The 16,715-nt window shown below is 40.9% G+C and carries 15 protein-coding genes; 12 read left to right on the top strand and 3 right to left on the bottom strand.

Annotated elements, in window-relative coordinates:
* Positions 1–239 precede the first annotated feature (239 nt).
* Positions 240–827: a reactive chlorine resistance membrane protein RclC gene (gene rclC, locus M472_RS36360; RefSeq protein WP_021070897.1), complete on the bottom strand. Its 588-nt coding sequence runs from the start codon at positions 825–827 to the stop codon at positions 240–242.
* A 76-nt stretch (positions 828–903) separates the two neighbouring features.
* On the bottom strand, positions 904–1,749 hold the full coding sequence (locus tag M472_RS36355; protein ID WP_021070896.1) for a helix-turn-helix domain-containing protein: 846 nt from the start codon (positions 1,747–1,749) through the stop codon (positions 904–906).
* 165 nt (positions 1,750–1,914) lie between these two features.
* Here M472_RS36355 and M472_RS36350 point away from each other — a divergent pair, with 165 nt between their 5' ends.
* From M472_RS36350 to M472_RS36325, 6 genes are all read left to right on the top strand, one after another.
* On the top strand, positions 1,915–2,478 hold the full coding sequence (locus tag M472_RS36350; protein WP_021070895.1) for an RNA polymerase sigma factor: 564 nt from the start codon (positions 1,915–1,917) through the stop codon (positions 2,476–2,478).
* Between the two features lie 76 nt (positions 2,479–2,554).
* Positions 2,555–3,751, top strand: coding sequence for a FecR family protein (locus tag M472_RS36345; protein WP_021070894.1), 1,197 nt, complete (start codon positions 2,555–2,557; stop codon positions 3,749–3,751).
* Between the two features lie 60 nt (positions 3,752–3,811).
* Positions 3,812–7,282 (top strand): SusC/RagA family TonB-linked outer membrane protein, encoded by a 3,471-nt coding sequence (locus M472_RS36340; RefSeq protein ID WP_021070893.1) that lies wholly within the window; start codon positions 3,812–3,814, stop codon positions 7,280–7,282.
* Positions 7,283–7,295: 13 nt separating this feature from the next.
* A complete protein-coding gene (locus M472_RS36335) occupies positions 7,296–8,729 on the top strand; it encodes a RagB/SusD family nutrient uptake outer membrane protein (protein WP_021070892.1) in 1,434 nt (477 codons plus the stop codon).
* Positions 8,730–8,743: 14 nt separating this feature from the next.
* Positions 8,744–10,099, top strand: coding sequence for a hypothetical protein (locus tag M472_RS36330; protein ID WP_021070891.1), 1,356 nt, complete (start codon positions 8,744–8,746; stop codon positions 10,097–10,099).
* Between the two features lie 4 nt (positions 10,100–10,103).
* Complete coding sequence (locus M472_RS36325) at positions 10,104–11,255, top strand: TlpA disulfide reductase family protein (protein ID WP_021070890.1); 1,152 nt, start codon at positions 10,104–10,106, stop codon at positions 11,253–11,255.
* A gap of 79 nt (positions 11,256–11,334) precedes the next feature.
* Here M472_RS36325 and M472_RS44600 read toward each other — a convergent pair whose 3' ends face one another.
* Positions 11,335–11,916, bottom strand: a complete 582-nt coding sequence (locus M472_RS44600) for a TetR/AcrR family transcriptional regulator (RefSeq protein ID WP_021070889.1) — start codon at positions 11,914–11,916, stop codon at positions 11,335–11,337.
* 209 nt (positions 11,917–12,125) lie between these two features.
* Between M472_RS44600 and M472_RS36315 the strand changes: the two genes are divergently transcribed.
* The 6 genes from M472_RS36315 to kdpA all read left to right on the top strand — a co-directional run bounded on the left by M472_RS36315 (position 12,126) and on the right by kdpA (position 16,707).
* Positions 12,126–12,539 carry a hypothetical protein gene (locus M472_RS36315; protein ID WP_144062733.1) on the top strand — a complete coding sequence of 138 codons (414 nt, stop codon included), beginning with the start codon at positions 12,126–12,128 and terminating at the stop codon, positions 12,537–12,539.
* A 47-nt stretch (positions 12,540–12,586) separates the two neighbouring features.
* Positions 12,587–13,921 carry a sigma-54-dependent transcriptional regulator gene (locus M472_RS36310; RefSeq protein ID WP_021070886.1) on the top strand — a complete coding sequence of 445 codons (1,335 nt, stop codon included), beginning with the start codon at positions 12,587–12,589 and terminating at the stop codon, positions 13,919–13,921.
* A gap of 273 nt (positions 13,922–14,194) precedes the next feature.
* Positions 14,195–14,533 (top strand): DUF7674 family protein, encoded by a 339-nt coding sequence (locus M472_RS36305; RefSeq protein WP_021070885.1) that lies wholly within the window; start codon positions 14,195–14,197, stop codon positions 14,531–14,533.
* Positions 14,534–14,538: 5 nt separating this feature from the next.
* The gene (locus M472_RS45795) at positions 14,539–14,922 is read left to right on the top strand and encodes a DUF7674 family protein (protein WP_144062732.1); all 384 of its coding nucleotides are present in this window, start codon (positions 14,539–14,541) and stop codon (positions 14,920–14,922) included.
* Positions 14,919–14,996, top strand: a complete 78-nt coding sequence (locus M472_RS45995; protein WP_144062745.1) for a potassium-transporting ATPase subunit F — start codon at positions 14,919–14,921, stop codon at positions 14,994–14,996. Before M472_RS45795 ends, M472_RS45995 begins: the two co-directional genes overlap by 4 nt.
* A gap of 22 nt (positions 14,997–15,018) precedes the next feature.
* On the top strand, positions 15,019–16,707 hold the full coding sequence (gene kdpA / locus M472_RS36295) for a potassium-transporting ATPase subunit KdpA (RefSeq protein WP_021070883.1): 1,689 nt from the start codon (positions 15,019–15,021) through the stop codon (positions 16,705–16,707).
* The last annotated feature ends 8 nt before the right edge of the window (positions 16,708–16,715 follow it).

The raw sequence follows: 16,715 nt of genomic DNA, 5'->3' as shown, positions 1-16,715 counted from the left end.
ATATTTTTATACACGTATCTAAATCTACACTTTAAAATAGCCGTTGAAAAAGGCTTACCCAGTTTGAAAAAATACATAAAGTACCCGCTTCTTGTTATTAGCTGATAACAGCTTTTGTGTGTGATTGCTGGATATGCACGGCTAAAATAGGGAAAACAGAAAGGTGAGAATAGAATTATTGCATAGATTGTATCTATTGAAGTTGTGTTTAGTTATTTGCTTTTCTGTTTTTTATGGGTTTAACTGTTGCTAAAGGGTTTTACTAGGCGTTGGGCAGCATCTGATGCGACCATCAGACCAGCAGCAAGCATGATAATGTCTTTAAGAACCAAACGTCCTGCTCCAGAAAGGTAGGGAAAGCCATAGTGCGGGGTTACAAAGTCTCCTCCGAGATTAGGTACATAGACTTCGGGGGTAGTGATAAGAAAGGACAAAGTGACTAAGGACATTCCGAAGGTCAGTAAACCTCCAATAAGACCGAGTTTGGCTGACCATATACCTGCAAAAGTGAGAATACCGATCAATACTATGACCGTTCCTAATCCATATGAAAATAGGTAAGTACCATTAGAGATATGCCAATCTATGTTTTTTTGTACTGTCTTGCCTTCTGGATTCTTATAGCTTTGGTATTCGGGCGCTGGATGTTTGTAAAAGAAACTCATGAAGGGACTGTTGGCTACGAAAGGGACGATACCATCAGCTTCATAAGGAAGGGCTTTAAGTCCGCCTATCCAGGCCATCACGATGAATATGCTGATGCGGATAAAGTGAATAAAGTTCCGTTGTGCATTTGCCAAGAACTGTAGAAGAGATTGTTTTTCCATTTTTATATCTTTTGTATATACAAAAATAAAGAGATGGAGTATTCTGGAAAATGGACAAAAACGGCTATCCCATAGATTATTTTGCCACAATAGAGATGCCTACCTGCTCCCGGTATTGCGAAGGAGATATTCCGACATTTTTTTTGAAATACCGGCTGAAATAATGTTCATCATGAAAGCAAAGTTGTTCTGCAATCTCTTTGATAGGGAGGTGGGTGAGGTGTAGCATTTTTTTTGCCTCCAATATAGTGCGCTCCTGAATTAAGGTAGAGGGCGATTTACCCAATTGTTGTTTGATTTTTTTACTAAATCTATCGATACTTAGATGGACTTTGTCGGCATAATAAGCAACGCTCTTTTGTTCAAGGAATAGGAGTTCAAGATCTTTTTGGAACTGCAAAGCCAAGGTGTTGTCCTGAAGTTCTAGGGGCAAAAAATCTTTCATGGTCGATTTTTTCTCTTTGCTGCAGAGCGCGAGAATAAGTTGTAGATAAGCTTTTATAATAGCGTCCGAATGTTGGGACAGGAGACTGATTTCGTCCTTTATTTTAAGGAAAATTTCTTCAACCTGATGAAATAAGGAGATCGGAACGACTACATAGGGCTGTATGTAGATGTTGTTGAACAATATCCCATTGCAGGCGACTTCTTTTTTGTGGTATTCGATGCAGTAGTAATCGCCATGGAAACGGAGTTGTTGCGGGGCGGTAGTACCATCGTTCCTAAAAGAGAGATGTTGAAAGGGAGAGAGAAAGAGGATAGACTGCGGTGGAATAATGTAGGTTGTGAAGTCAATCTGTATAATGGTCTCTTGATCGAAGAGGAGAATCTGATAAAGAGGATACTGATACACATGCGTTATTGCATCGGTATGGAATGTGTCGACAGTTATGCTCTTTTGTAAGTTGTCTATGTCATGCATGTGGAGCAATGGTAAGGATTGAAAGGGGAAAAATAAGAATAATCCGGCAATAATGCGTTATTCTGGAAATGAGGGGCCTTAATTGTATTTTAAGAATAAATATATACTTTTGTTGCTTCATTTTGATTTTTTGAAGCTTTCGAAATAGTAAGATGTCAATTTGGTATGGATAGGATACTTTCGGATTTAGAGTTGGTCAACGGTCTCCGTAAAGGAGATACATCAGCCTATACCGAGATTTATGAGCGGTATAGTGGTCCATTATATTTGTTTGTGCTCAAAAGATGGGAAAATAGGGATGGAGCAAAGGATTTGGTGCATGATTTTTTTCTGAAGCTATGGGAAAAAAAGGAAGAACTCGAAATATCCAGTAATCTTACCGCGTACTTATTTACCGCTATCCGCCATGCGATGCTCAATCAGATCAGTCGCGAAAAAGTGAAGACTAGATATATTGATTCTTTTTTATCGTTTTTAGATGCTGTCGAACCTAAGGGAACGGATTATCTCATGCGTGAAAAGGAAATGCAGAAAATTATCGAACGGGAAATAGATGGACTTCATCCAAGAATGCGGGAGGTCTTCGAACTGAGCCGCAAGGAAAACCTGTCCCGTAAGGAAATAGCGGAAACATTGGGCATCTCGGAAGAGACCGTGAAAAATCATATGCATAAGGCATTAAAAACTCTAAAACGGAACTTGGGTGTACTTTTTGTCTACCTGTTTTAGAAAAAATAAAAAAAAGTCAAAATTTCAATAACCCTTTGGTTCGGGTAAACTGTCCTTAGTATGATTGAACCAAAATATGGAGTCGGATAATATTAGTCTAGAAAAATTACTGCAGAAGCACCAGGACGGAAGTATTAGTAAAGAGGAATTGCTATTGCTCGAGGAATGGTTGATCCAGGGAGCTGCTCAAGAGCATGCTGTGACGGAATTGGAGGTGCTTGATGATCTCCGTGAGATCCGTATGCGATTGAGTGAGAAAGGGCTGTTGCAAAATCGCAAACGACGCTACTTCGGTATACGAAGATTTTATAGTGCAGTAGCCGCTGCGGCTATTTTAGTTTGTGTTTTGGGTAGTCTATACCTATGGCAGCGTGACCATACAATTACTAATCCTGTGCGGGACGTTGCAAACATTACTGTTGTTCAAGAGGGAGAGGAAAAAGCAGTCTTGGTTTTGGGTAACGGCGAACAAGTTGTACTGGAGGGCAGCATGAATGCAAAGGAGGGACAGGAAATTGGGAAAGGTATTAGAAATACCGGAGAAGGCTGGTTGAGTTATTCTTCTGCTGATGGAAAATCTTTGGCGGATCAGCCTCCTACCTATCATACGCTGATTGTCCCTAAGCGAAGTAAATATGGCTTGCTGTTAGAAGATGGGACGAAGGTTTGGCTTAACGCAGGTTCTTCTCTGCGCTTTCCGGATCGATTTGTAGGGGGCAAACGAGAGGTTGAACTGGATGGTGAAGCTTATTTTGAAGTACAGCCCCGACAGTTGGCAGCTACTCAAGGAACAAAATATGAGCCTTTTATAGTAAAGTCCAAATCACAGCAAATACAGGTATTGGGTACGCAATTTAATGTCTCTGCATATAAAGAAGACGTGGATGTACTATCGACGCTAATAGAAGGAAAAGTCGAAGTTACGGCAACACTCACGGGGATTAAACAGCTATTGAAACCAAACCAACAGAGTACTGTTGGGCTTGATGGGAGGATAAAGGTTAAGGAAGTGGATGCTTCCGAAATAAAGGCTTGGATGGATGGTTCGTTTGTCTTTGCCAATGAAAACCTAGAGACGATACTAAGACGGATATCCCGCTGGTATGATGTGGAGATAGAGGTGGCTCCAGGATTAGATACGAAACGTATCCATTTGAACGGTTCGGTGGATAAATTTGCAAAGCTCAAGGATCTCTTGGATGTACTCGAAATGACGAGGGCTGTCCGGTTTGAGATCAAAGGTTCACACCTTTTGGTCAAGAAGAAGGAGTAATATAAGCACATAATCACAATAATAACTATACAATTATCAATCACTAAATTTTAACTTTTTATGAAGAGACTTTACCTCGCCTTGTCGGTTGGGCTAGCTTGCTCTGTGGCCCATGCACAGCAAGTCAAGCTGTCAAAAAGCGAAATCACCGTCAGTCAGTTTTTTAAGGATATTAAGAAACAGACAGGAATGAATGTGCTCTGGCAGTCTGAGCAGATGAATGAAAATCAGCTACTGCAGTTCAAAAATGCAAGTGGAGATCTTGCTGTCTTTTTGAAACAATTGGGGGCTTCCGCTAATCTAGGATACAGCATTAATAATAATACGATCGTTATCCATCCCCATGATGTTGTAAAAACAGAACCAAAGCAAGAGCGGTACGCACTTGTGGGAATAATAAGAGATAGGGACTCTGGTTTGCCTTTGGATAAAGCGTCCGTTACGATAGGAAAAGAAACAGTAACCAGCGATGAAAGGGGGCGTTTTCAATTTAAAAGTCTGAAACATGGTACGTACGATTTACTAGCGAAACATATTGCAATGAAGCCCTATGTGAAATCGATTAGTTACACGGGAAACCCATTGGATATGTCGATCGATATGGAAGGGACAAATCAATATATCGACGAGGTCGTGATGACGGGATATCAGTCGGTAAAAAGAGAGAATATGTCAGGGGCAGCTGTGACGCTAACGGAGAAGGATTTTGCGGAAAAAGGTTTTACATCGATGGATCAGGCCCTGAAAGGTACCGTTGCAGGGCTTTCTGCGATGAACATCTCCGGTAAGCCGGGGGCAGCAGCACAATTGCGCATCCGTGGATTGAACTCGCTAACAGGTGATATGAATCCTATTTGGATTGTGGATGGTATGCCGATGCAGGGGGATATGCCCAATTTAGGATTGGGAGGAGCCGATTTACAGAATTCTATCGCTACTTCAGGTATTGGTAATATTCCTATCGATGATATCGAAAGTATTACGATCTTAAAAGATGCTGCTGCGACAGCGATATATGGTTCGAGGGCTGCCAATGGGGTGATTGTCGTTAAAACAAAAAGGGGAAGATCGGGCAGCAGTTATCTGAATGTGAGTTCATCTATCAGTATCGACGAAGCACCGAAGAGTAAATTGCATATGATGACTGGGGCGCAAAAAGTAGATTTTGAGATCGGACTCTATAATGACTTTCCTCATCTCAAGAATGATGGAAGGGTATTCCGTTATCTAGACGCTATAGAACGGGGGAAAATGACGTCCGAAGAAGGTATGGCGCGTATTGAAGAGTTGCGTCAGATCAATACTAATTGGTATGATGAGGTATTTAGAACCGGATTTACACAAAACAATAGTGTGAGTCTTTCGTCTGGAACCGAAAAGACACAGTTCTATACCTCGCTGAATTATCTGACACAACAGGGGGTCTTAGAGAATAATGTTTACAAACGTTACGGAGCCTCAATCAAAATAACACATGACTTTAACAGTAAATTACGTGTCTTTTTTGATTTGATAAACGCGAATAAGAATGACCGCAGTACAGCTTCTATCGTGGACCCTCTAAAGTATGCCACATTTGCCAATCCTTATGAGCGTCCTTATAACGCCGATGGCAGTTATGCCTATGACTATTCGTATTTTCCTGATCTAAGTGTTATCAAGGAGGGGTATCGCTATGATTTCAATATGCTGGAAGACATGCGGAATAATACTTCACATAGCAAGTACAACAGCACGCAGGCCAATGTCAAACTGGAATACCGCATGCTAGATTACCTAACCTTCTACACACAGGGGACCTATGCGGTGAATAATAATGTAGGAGATCGCATATATGCTGCAGGATCTTATACCTCTAAAGCAGAGGCATGGCTCAACTCGCTGTACCAGGAGAAGGAGATTATGGATTATCTGAATAACGGATCACTGCGGGAGAACTCGGCGCGATCACTGGCATATACCTGGCGTAATCAATTTGATTTTGCAAAGACCTGGAATCAAAAGCACTTTGTAACGGCGGCATTGGGGCAAGAGATTTCGGACGATCGCAGTAATTCATTTCATTACTACTCACCTGAGTTTGACGAACAGTATGGTTTGGTGGGCTTCCCAGATCTCCAAGGCGTAGGTGTGGATAAATTACGTCTTATATCTTTATTCGGACGTAATGAACAGCAGAAAAGATCGGCTTCATTTTATGGAACGGCTACTTATACCTATGATAGAAAATATGTGCTGAGCGGTAGTTACAGAATGGATGGTGTCGATATCATCGGAACAAACAATAGGTTTACGCCCTTATGGAATGCCAGTTTTAGGTATAATATGTCTCGAGAAGACTTTATGAAACGGTTCGGTTTCATCAGTTCGCTTTCTTTTAGAGGTTCTTATGGTTTTACAGGAAGTATAGACCGCAATGCCTATCCATTTATTGTCTTAAAGAATAATAGTACATCGTATCGTTACGAAGGGGAGAAGGTGCCTAATTCTATCACTCCCGCTAATCCTGCGATAAAGTGGCAACGGAAGCAGGATCGAAGTCTGGGAATGGAATTTGCATTGTTTGACCACCGTATCAATGGAGAGATCAACTATTACAATAATGTCACCTCGGATCTTTTGGATAATATGCAAGTGGCTATCTCTACAGGTAGGGATTATGTACGTGCTAATGTCGCTAGTTTAAGGAACAGTGGTTGGGAGTTTTCTGTAAATAGCGTAAATATCGAGCGAGGCAAATTTAGATGGTCAACGAATTTTAATCTGGCCATCAATAAGAACAAGATTATCGATACGTACTACAAGTCTCTAAAAGACTTGCCTATTATGCCAAATAATGAAGTACAAAAAACATTCTTACAGGGATATAGTGCAAGTTCTTGGTATGGTTATCAGTTTGCTGGTGTAGATCCGGCGACAGGCAATGCATTGGGGTATATTGATGCGAATGATGCCGCTGGAAATCCAATAGGACATCCTGACGGGAAAGGTAATTATTACATTGATATGGACACCGAGTTTACGAATAGTGCGCTTCAGTATCTGGGGCTGTCGTATCCTCCGACCAGTGGAGGATTTGGGACTTCCTTTTCCTATGGTCGATTGAGTTTGTCTACGCACTTCACTTTTATGAGTGGACATCTTATACGTTCCTTTGCATCTAACATGGGGACACCATTTGGTGCGGCACGGTATAACTTACCAGCTGATGAGCAATTCCGTTGGAGACAGGTGGGGGATATGACTCACGTGCCTTCGTACAACCTAAGGTCAAAGTCGGCCGTTAGCAGTTATCTGTTTTCTTCTAAATTGGAAAAGGGTGCTTATTTGAAGATGAATAATATTTCCTTGAGTTACGCTGTAGACCCCAAGTTGGCTGCCCGTATAGGGATGCGTAGTCTTAAGTTTGTGGGGAATATTCAAAACATATTCACGGCAACGAAGTACCGTGGTATTGATCCGGAGACGATGGGTGCATTTGGTTATCCAAGTGCCAAGCAATTTAACCTTAATATAAATGTTGGTTTTTAAATAGTTGAGAACAATGAAGAATATACATATACTCGTGGTAGCGCTGTTGACGCTTTTTACTTCCTGTGACAAATATTTGGAATTGAAACCGAAGGATACCCTTGTCGTCAATGGTATGCCTGAGGTGAAGTTGATGATGTCGTCCTACCTGAGTTCGATGATCGTGAAAGAAAGCTTTCAGGTCAGTTACAATGGAAGAAAGATTGCTTGGCCTTATAATCGAGATTTAATGGCAGGTTTCTTATTTTATTCGGATGATGCAGATATGATGACGGTATTGAGCAATAGCTATTCGAAGAAGTATGAACCTGAGTATTTTGAGAATAAAGATTGGAAGGGATTTAGTACCGCAAATAGGGCATGGTACCAGCTGTATTTACATATCGGTTATCTGACATCGGTGATAACAGAAGCAGAGCGTTTTAAAGATGAGGCAGAGTATGCTATGGTAATCGGAGAGGCCTTGGTCTTAAGAGCTTATTTTTCCTTTAAGTTGCAACAGTATTTTGCACCATTAGATCAGGAAAATCTGGGTATTCCTTTAAATCTTGATCTGAATGAATTTCGAGATATACCGAGACGTACACAAAAAGAAGTATATCAAATCATTATTAAAGATCTGCATAAAGCACTGACTTTAGCGGGCTACAAATCGAATTGGAACGTCTTCCATAATCCGAATATCATACACCATATCTTGGCACAGGTGCATATGTACAAGTCTGCGACCGTTGCTAAAGAAGATTTGGATTGGCAAGAAGTAGAAAAGTATAGTAATGAAATCACATCGAAATATCCTTTGGAAACATCTGCAACAGAGATCAGTGCTTCGTTGAAGCCCGCAAATGTTGGTTATTTTAAGGAAAACCCATTTAACTTTTTGACTATTGGCTGGTCGATTACTCCAAGAAGCAATACGTCGTCTCTCTGGGGAGTAGGATCTACACGAATGATGCCGAGTCCTGAATTGTTGAGTTTATATACTCCAAGTGATATCCGTAAAGAAGCTTTTTTCGATGTTAAAAACAACTTTAATAAGTATGAATTTAAAATATTTTCTGTAGAGGATTATCAAGTGCTGTTTCGGGTTGCTGATGTACACTTGATGCACATCGAGGCGGAGTGGATGAATGGAAAGAAAGCGGAAGCCAAGCAAAGGTTAGTTGCTTTTATCAAAAATAGATCAGCTGTTGATGTAGCAATCAATGATCAGGATTTTTTGGATATTTTACGCAAAGAACGCCGTAAAGAGTTGGTCGCTGAGATGGATATGCGGTGGATCGATATGAAAAGGAATAGGATGCAGGTACAGAGAGACGCAGCAGGGGATAGGGGAATTGGTAGGGAGACGTATATGTTGGATGCAAATGATTATCGCTATACGATGCCAATACCAGAGGCCTCAGAATTGAATTATAATAATATCGAACAAAATCCAGGGTGGTAATACATTTAGATATCATGAAACAGAGTTTTAAAAATATAGTGTACTTAATAGGGCTGGTCTCTTTGTTTGCGCAATCGTGTAAGCCTGATGAATTTGCAACATTTGAGAATCCTATACAGGATGAGGAAATAAAAATTATAGAATTGGTGTCCGACCATAAGACTGTCCTTGCTGATGGTACGGCTGAAATGGAGTTTCGCTATTTGGCTTATGGTATTAAGGAGGTTTTGAAGTTAAAAAAGGAGACGATTGGAAAAGAAATAGTGTATTCAGAAGAAAGTGTGTTGGATACTTTTTTGATACCCAAGGATCGGATATCACCTGATTTTGTGAAAGTATATTTTGCAGACGGTAGATTGTTAGCGAACAATCGGTATAAACCAGAAGCAGGGGAGGCGGTGACACAACAGTTTTATGCAAAAGGTGGGGCGATAACTTCAGATAAACTGACCATAACAATACGTAAAGACGAAATCTCTGCAGCTTGGGAGGAACTGGAGATTCCATTGATGTTCCATCTGATGATCCCTCCAGCTACTGTACGTCCTACCTATGAGGCATCCTCGGCTATATTACAAGAGAAAGTGGATTACATCAACCGGGTATATAATAAGATGGCATCTAAGGATCCTAACGGTGGCAACGCGAAAATCAAGTTTGTATTGGCCAAATATGACCCTAAAGGGAATCTCTTACAGGAGCGTGGATTACGCCGGGTCAATGTGGCAGAAAATATGAACTTAGCAGGATATAAGACCGCGATTGGTAAAGAGCTTTGGAACCCAACACAATATCTAAACATCTATCTATGTAAGTTTGCCGATAACTGGTCTCAGTCAGGTAGCTCTTCTTACATAGCGCCTATGCCTACCATGATATTGAAAGGGCAGAAAGCTATACCTGGAATACCTGCGAGAGAGGTGCCAGCATGGGACGAGAAAGAAATAAAGGATGTAACGGATGTGAGTATCATATTCAGTGTGAGTGAGTTTTTTAACCCCTCGCAATGGGACAGCAACAATGCAAACAATTCATTTGATTTGTCCACAGTGATGGGCTATCATTTAGGGCTGTTTCAAATGGAAGCCAAACTTAAATATAATTCGAGCACAGGAAAGAATGAATATGAGCTTTTTGACGGAGATACCGATTATTGCCCGGATACGGATGTATATATAGGTATGGAGTTTGGCCTTTACAAGAGAGAATATTTTGAAGAGCGCATGTTTACCACATTTAATGTTATGGCTGGGTCGAGCCGTAAAAATTCGATAACGCTGGATCAGGCTGCCAGAATAAGAGAAGTGTTGGAAAAATGCCCGTCACGTTGGTATTATAAGTCGAAGTGGGCAGTAACAGGTAAAAAATAAATCGATGAAAAAGAATAATGTAAAGAAAGCTGTGGGATTGGGCTGTTCTTTTTTTCTTGGACTGTCTGCGGTTATGGCGCAGTCGGGGTACACGATAAAGGGACAACTGAAGAAAGGTGCGGCGTATGAGAAGGTTTATAAAGTATATAAGCAGGGAGGGCAGGAGCAGCTCGATTCGACCTTAGTTAAGCATAGAAAATTTAGTTTTAAAGGAAGTGTGGACGAACCTACATTGGTCACACTTTATTTGGTTCGGAAGGATCAGTTCTATGCCCCACGTATGCAAGAAGCAAAACGAACTGCGTTTTATGTGGACGGAGGAACAACACGCATCACGAATGGGGTGTCCTTGGAAGATTTTATCGTAGAGGGGACAACTATTCAGCAAGAATACCTGAAGTACCGTGCGAGTACAGCCGATCTCGATCGGCAAATTGATAGTCTCAATCGGGCCTATTCGCAGGTGAGTAAGAGTGAAGGGCGAAATGGAGAAGATCTTATCCGTATCCGTAAAGCAGGGATAGATGCCTCTTATCAGCGTATAGACCAGTTAGCTCGTTTTGTTTCCGAGAATAATGGTTCCTATTTCAGTCTGGTAGCGCTACAGGAACTGGTGAAAGCGAATAGAGATAGTGAAGAGCTTCTGCAGCTCCATTCTCGTCTAGAGGCTAAAATAGGAGAGTCTACAAAGGGAGAGCAGGTTGCAAAGCAGATTCAGGTATTGCATGCCACCCGCATAGGAGCACAGGCTCCCGATTTTACGCAGAATGACGTCAATGATAAGCCAGTAAGTTTGTCGGACTTTCGTGGTCAATATGTTCTTCTGGATTTTTGGGCATCGTGGTGCGGTCCATGTAGAGGAGAGAATCCACATGTGGTGGCCGCTTATGAGAAGTTTAAGAACAAGAACTTTACGGTGCTCGGGGTCTCTTTGGATCAAAACGGAAAAAAGGAAAATTGGTTGAAAGCCATAGAAGAAGATAAACTCACTTGGACCAATGTGAGCGATTTGAAGTTTTGGAAAAATGAAGCAGCACTACTATATGGTGTGCGTGCAGTTCCTCAGAATTTTCTTATAGGCCCGGATGGTAAGATATTGGGTAAAAATCTACGGGGAAAGGAATTGTCTGCGAAGTTGGAGCAATTGCTAAACTAATACGTTAATCTTTAAAAGCTAAGAAAGCCATTATAGGAGTATTCGTGCTCTTATAATGGCTTTTTAATTTTTCTTTTCCTTAGTTTAAATACGGAACGAAGATAGAAAGAACATCTTCTCGATATACAGCAAGTGCTTCTTCGCCACGTAGCTGATCGGTGAGTTCGTTGGCGGATATCCAAAAGTCGGAAATCAAGAAGAGCTGGCGTACAAGTCTATTTTGTAGGGTACTAGAAATATCTGTGCGGAATACGCCGTTGTGCGCTAGATTGTTAAAGAGGTGTGAAAACTCCTTCTCGCGTTTAGAAACCAACTGTTGATAGGCCTCGCGTATACTGGGAATCCAGCTCGCTAATTCTACAAAATTTATAAATATAAAACGATAAGTCTCAATTAAATGAAACGATGAGTCGATATACTGCTGCAGTTCTTCAACAGTTTGTATACTGTGCTGTGTTATATCTTGTACAATCTGATCGTAGGCTGTGGTAAGCTGTCCAAAAAGTGCCTGTATAATATCTTCGGTATGCTTAAAATGGTAATGAAGATTACCCGGACTGATTCCCATTGCAATAGCGATATGGCGTGTTGTTACGCTCCGTATACCTTCCTGATTATAGAGGGCTAGCGCAGCTTGTAAGATTCTATCTTTGGTATTCATTGTTCAAATTTAGAACAATTGTTCTAAAACTAAAAACTTTAAGTACCTTTGTAGAAAATAAGCAAAGCTATGAGTGGTAAAAAAGAAGGCTGGATTAAGTCAACTTACCAGGAAATTAAACAAACAATAATGGATATCAAACCCGACGATTCTCCAACAAAGAAGTTTGGTAAGCGTTTGGGATTTGTAATGTTTATGACGTTAATGGTATGCGGAGCTATCGCTATGTTAATAGCCATCTCTTTTGCACATTAGTGCGGGAGCTGGCTGACCCGCTTTATATTTTATATTGGGGTTGTTGGTTTTTGGTCCGGTTCTCGAGACAGGCAGGGGCTCCGATTCCTTTTGTAAATAGCTGGTTGACCGATTTTGTTTTTGTGCCTGTAGTTGTACATTTTGCTCTGGTCTTAGGTTGTATGCTTTTCAACCAAGGAAAACCTTTCGCATTTCCCTTATTACATATACTTTGTTACTCCTTGCTGACTGCTATTGTTTTTGAAGGTATTATGCCTCATCTCACGGATTACAATACGGCGGATTGGGGTGATGTACTGGCGTATTTTAGTGGAGGCTTATTCTACTACTTTGTGCATCAGCACTGGTTTGTACGCCGGAATCTTTAAAAGCTAGCAAGAATTTTATAGCTTCGCATATACTATAGCTATAACACGTGAATAGAGTACTCATAATTGACGATGAAGATAAGCTGAGACAGCTGATGGCCAAAATCATTGGTCTGGAAGGTTTTGAAGTTTTTCAGGCCGATGATATCAAATCGGGATTAAAACGGTTGGACTTGATTGATATCGATGTCGTGATCTGCGATGTAAAGCTACCTGATGGAAGCGGTGTCGATACTGTAAAACTCATAAAAGATAAGCATCCCTATGTAGAAGTTATATTATTGACCGCTTATGGTAATATACCGGATGGTGTACAGGCTATAAAGAACGGTGCATTCGACTATATTACAAAAGGAGACGATAACAACAAAATAATTCCACTTCTATACAAAGCTTATGATAAGGCTTCTCTAGCTAAGAAGGTCAATCAACTGGAAAATCGGTTAGTGAAAAAGTATGCCTTTGAAAAAATCGTTGGTAAATCAAAAGTATTACAACGGACTATTGAATTGGCTAAAAAAGTTGCGAGAACAGACACGACGGTGTTGTTGACTGGAGAGACGGGTACGGGAAAGGAGGTTTTTGCGCAATCTATACATCAGGAAAGTAACCGTTCGAAAGCGAGTTTTGTAGCGATCAACTGTTCTGCCTTCAGTAGGGAACTATTGGAGAACGAGCTCTTTGGACATCGGGCAGGTGCTTTTACGGGTGCAAATAAAGATCAGAAAGGCTTATTTGAGGAGGCACATAAAGGCACTATATTCCTGGACGAGATAGGAGAAATGGCGCTCGAATTACAGGCCAAAATACTCCGTGTGCTGGAGACAGGTGAATTTCTTAAAGTTGGAGATTCTAAGCCTACTAAAGTAGATGTCCGTATTATTGCGGCGACGAATAGGAATCTCGAAGAAGAGATAGCGAAGGAAGCTTTTCGCAGTGATCTTTTTTATCGGCTGTCTGTTTTTGCTATTTATCTGCCGGCGTTGAGGGAGCGAAAGGAAGATATCAAAGACTTAGCACTTCACTATACGCAGGATTTTTCATTAAAAGCTGGGAAGAAGCCACTGTACATAACGGATGAATACCTTTTCGCATTACAGCATAACGAGTGGAAAGGTAATATCAGGGAGCTGAAGAATGTGATCGAACGTAGTGTTATTTTGTCTGATGGGGATACCCTGGAAGTGGGGACACTACCTTTAGATATGCAAGGTGAAGGAATAAAGGTAACGACGGCATCTGCTATGTCGCTGTCCGAAATGGAACGTGTACATATACACAAAGTATTGCAACATACCGGTGGTAATAAAGCAGAAGCAGCACGTTTGCTGGAAATCGGTGTAGCAACACTGTACCGAAAAATAGAAGAGTACAAACCATAGTACCGATCAAGAACAAATTGACTCATTTTGAGAAAGAGCCTATCATTTTGATAGGCTTTTTTTGTGCCTTTATTATTTATGGATATTGTTTCTTGTTGTATTACAGTTGTTTGTGTGTTTTTGTTCGTCCTTGGAATGAGCTTTGGCATTAGGCTATAAAAACAAATAGAAAATATGATGTCAATTATTTTATTAGTACTGGGACTTATCTGTTTTGCACTGCTATTTAAATCAGTCTCTTTTTTTGATAAAATCTAATAACAGAAACTAGAAATGGAAACCAAAATCAAAAATACTTTGCAACAGTGGATTCCAGGAATCCAGGGGGGCATAGAGACCGCATCTGATTATGAGCTACTGCATCAATTGGCCTGTTCTTGTATCAATAGAATTCATCTGGGGACGGAGGAAGATCTTCTGTGGGTGGAAGATATCGCTAAAGTGGTTAATGTCTTGTATCAGAGTGGTAATAGGTATACTAAAAATGCGATTGAAAACGAGTTTTTATGTGAGCTGGTACAAGAAGAATGTCCAGCAAGTCTTAAGCTGCATATGAACCTGCTTCCCAAAGAGCTTAGAAAGGAATATTTGAAAGTCATTTTAGAAAACTAATGGCAATGAAAAAGATCGATGAAGAAAATATCGCACATTATTTGGCGGGCGATTGTAAAGAAATAGAAGAAGAAATACAGCAGTTGTCACGTAAACGGAATCTCGCAGGTGTGTTGCAGGCTGTAGTTAACTTTTTAAGAAACCTATTGCATCATAATAGGCTTCCAGAGGTATTAGCCCACCTTCAATTTTTGGCCCGTTTACACCGTAGCGGAAATCGGTACATACGCTACCTGATTGAGAATCTAGTCGTTCGCTCCTTTGAAGGATTAAAAAGACAGTGTCAGCAAGGACAATGGGAGTCTCTCTATGCAGGTATTCCTGTACAGTTGCAGCATATTTATCAACGGCAGACTGCCGAGAACTTAATTCAAAAATCAAAACGATGATCATCCTATTTATTGCAGCGATTGCAGTGTTTGCTTATATCGCCTACGTATTACTCAATCCCGAAAAATTTTAACGATTTAAATACTGATTTATATATGAACACCGAAATTCTAAGTGTCGTCATTCTATTTCTGCTAACAGTCATTCTTGCAATTCCTTTGGGAAAGTATATTGCGGGCGTATATAGTGGCGAAAGAACCTTGTTGGATAAGGTAGTGGGGCCGTTGGAAAAGCTCTTTTTTAAGTTCAGTGGCATTGATCCCTCCAAAGAGATGGGATGGAGGCAACAAATGATCGCTATGCTGACCATTAATATGGTTTGGTTTATCATCGGGATGCTCTTGCTGATGACTCAGGGTTTTCTGCCGCTCAACCCAGATGGTAATCCGAGTATGTCTGCGGATTTAGCTTTTAATACGACTATATCTTTTGTGGTTAATTGTAATCTACAACACTATTCTGGAGAGACTGGAGTGAGTTATCTCGCACAGTTGTGGTTGATGTTTTTGCAATTTGTCAGTGCAGCAACTGGATTGGCATCAGCAGTGATTGTATTCCGGGCTTTTCGCGAGAAGACTGTAACGACATTGGGTAATTTTTACAACTATTTTGTGTTGTCGTGTACACGCATACTATTGCCGATATCACTTCTAGTAGCGGTGGTGCTTATTTTTCAAGGTACACCGATGACTTTTGAAGGAAAGGATACGATGCAGACATTGGAAGGGCAGACCGTTGAGGTTTCCCGTGGACCCGTAGCTGGGTTTGTTGCGATAAAACACGTTGGGACCAATGGTGGAGGTTTCTTTGGCACAAATGGGGCACACCCCTTTGAAAATCCGACGTACCTAACCAATATGCTGGAGATGATGGCACAGATGATTATTCCGCTAGCCATGTTGTTTGCCTTTGGATATTTTACCAAGAGAGTACGCTTCTCATGGATGATGTTTTCGGTGATGACCTTTGGTTTTCTGATGCTGGTCATTCCTAATATGTATATGGAGATGAAAGGTAACCCAGCGATATCAGAAATGGGAGTCAATACTGATCTAGGGGCTATGGAAGGAAAAGAAATGCGTATTGGAGCAGCAGCGTCAGGTTTTTGGAGCATAGCTACTACGGTGATTTCCACTGGATCGGTCAATAGTATGCATGATAGTACTATGCCTTTGTCCGGTATGAATGAGCTGTTGGCGATGATGATTAATAGTTTTTATGGCGGAGTAGGTGTCGGTATTTTAAACTTCTTCATTTTCGTCATATTGGCGGTATTTATCAGTGGTTTGATGGTGGGGCGTACGCCCGAGCTTTTTGGTAAAAAAGTAGAGGCCCGTGAAATGAAGATTGCGATGGTCATAGCACTGATACACCCTTTCCTTATCCTGGTCGGTACGGCTTTATCTACAGCGTTTCCGGCGTTGACTGCAGATACATTGAATAATACCGGATTCCATGGTTTTAGTGAGATGCTGTATGAATATACTTCTGCTTCAGCTAATAATGGGAGCGGTTTTGAAGGTTTAGGAGATAATACGTTGTGGTGGAATATCAGTACAGGGATTGTTTTGATCCTGAGCCGGTTCTTACCTATTATTGGACCTGTGGCTATTGCCGGATTGATGGCCGAAAAGAAATTTATCCCCGAAGGAGAAGGGACTTTAAAAACCGATACAGCCACATTTGGTATGATGATTTTTACAGTTATCATGATTGTTGCAGCATTGGCGTTCTTCCCTGCTTTGACTTTAGGACCACTTGCTGAATACTTTTCAATACGTTAATTATTAAT

The organism is Sphingobacterium paucimobilis HER1398, from assembly GCF_000416985.1.
Lineage (GTDB): Bacteria > Bacteroidota > Bacteroidia > Sphingobacteriales > Sphingobacteriaceae > Sphingobacterium > Sphingobacterium paucimobilis.
Note: the sequence above shows the minus strand (reverse complement) of the source record. Positions and strands in the feature narration are given on the sequence as shown.

Bases quoted from the DNA above. Each gene is read 5' to 3' on its own strand.
- rclC (WP_021070897.1), bottom strand. From the start codon at position 827: ATGGAAAAACAATCTCTTCTACAGTTCTTGGCAAATGCACAACGGAAC.
- M472_RS36355 (WP_021070896.1), bottom strand. From the start codon at position 1,749: ATGCATGACATAGACAACTTACAAAAGAGCATAACTGTCGACACATTC.
- M472_RS36350 (WP_021070895.1), top strand. From the start codon at position 1,915: ATGGATAGGATACTTTCGGATTTAGAGTTGGTCAACGGTCTCCGTAAA.
- M472_RS36345 (WP_021070894.1), top strand. From the start codon at position 2,555: ATGGAGTCGGATAATATTAGTCTAGAAAAATTACTGCAGAAGCACCAG.
- M472_RS36340 (WP_021070893.1), top strand. From the start codon at position 3,812: ATGAAGAGACTTTACCTCGCCTTGTCGGTTGGGCTAGCTTGCTCTGTG.
- M472_RS36335 (WP_021070892.1), top strand. From the start codon at position 7,296: ATGAAGAATATACATATACTCGTGGTAGCGCTGTTGACGCTTTTTACT.
- M472_RS36330 (WP_021070891.1), top strand. From the start codon at position 8,744: ATGAAACAGAGTTTTAAAAATATAGTGTACTTAATAGGGCTGGTCTCT.
- M472_RS36325 (WP_021070890.1), top strand. From the start codon at position 10,104: ATGAAAAAGAATAATGTAAAGAAAGCTGTGGGATTGGGCTGTTCTTTT.
- M472_RS44600 (WP_021070889.1), bottom strand. From the start codon at position 11,916: ATGAATACCAAAGATAGAATCTTACAAGCTGCGCTAGCCCTCTATAAT.
- M472_RS36315 (WP_144062733.1), top strand. From the start codon at position 12,126: ATGCGGAGCTATCGCTATGTTAATAGCCATCTCTTTTGCACATTAGTG.
- M472_RS36305 (WP_021070885.1), top strand. From the start codon at position 14,195: ATGGAAACCAAAATCAAAAATACTTTGCAACAGTGGATTCCAGGAATC.
- M472_RS45795 (WP_144062732.1), top strand. From the start codon at position 14,539: ATGAAAAAGATCGATGAAGAAAATATCGCACATTATTTGGCGGGCGAT.
- M472_RS45995 (WP_144062745.1), top strand. From the start codon at position 14,919: ATGATCATCCTATTTATTGCAGCGATTGCAGTGTTTGCTTATATCGCC.
- kdpA (WP_021070883.1), top strand. From the start codon at position 15,019: ATGAACACCGAAATTCTAAGTGTCGTCATTCTATTTCTGCTAACAGTC.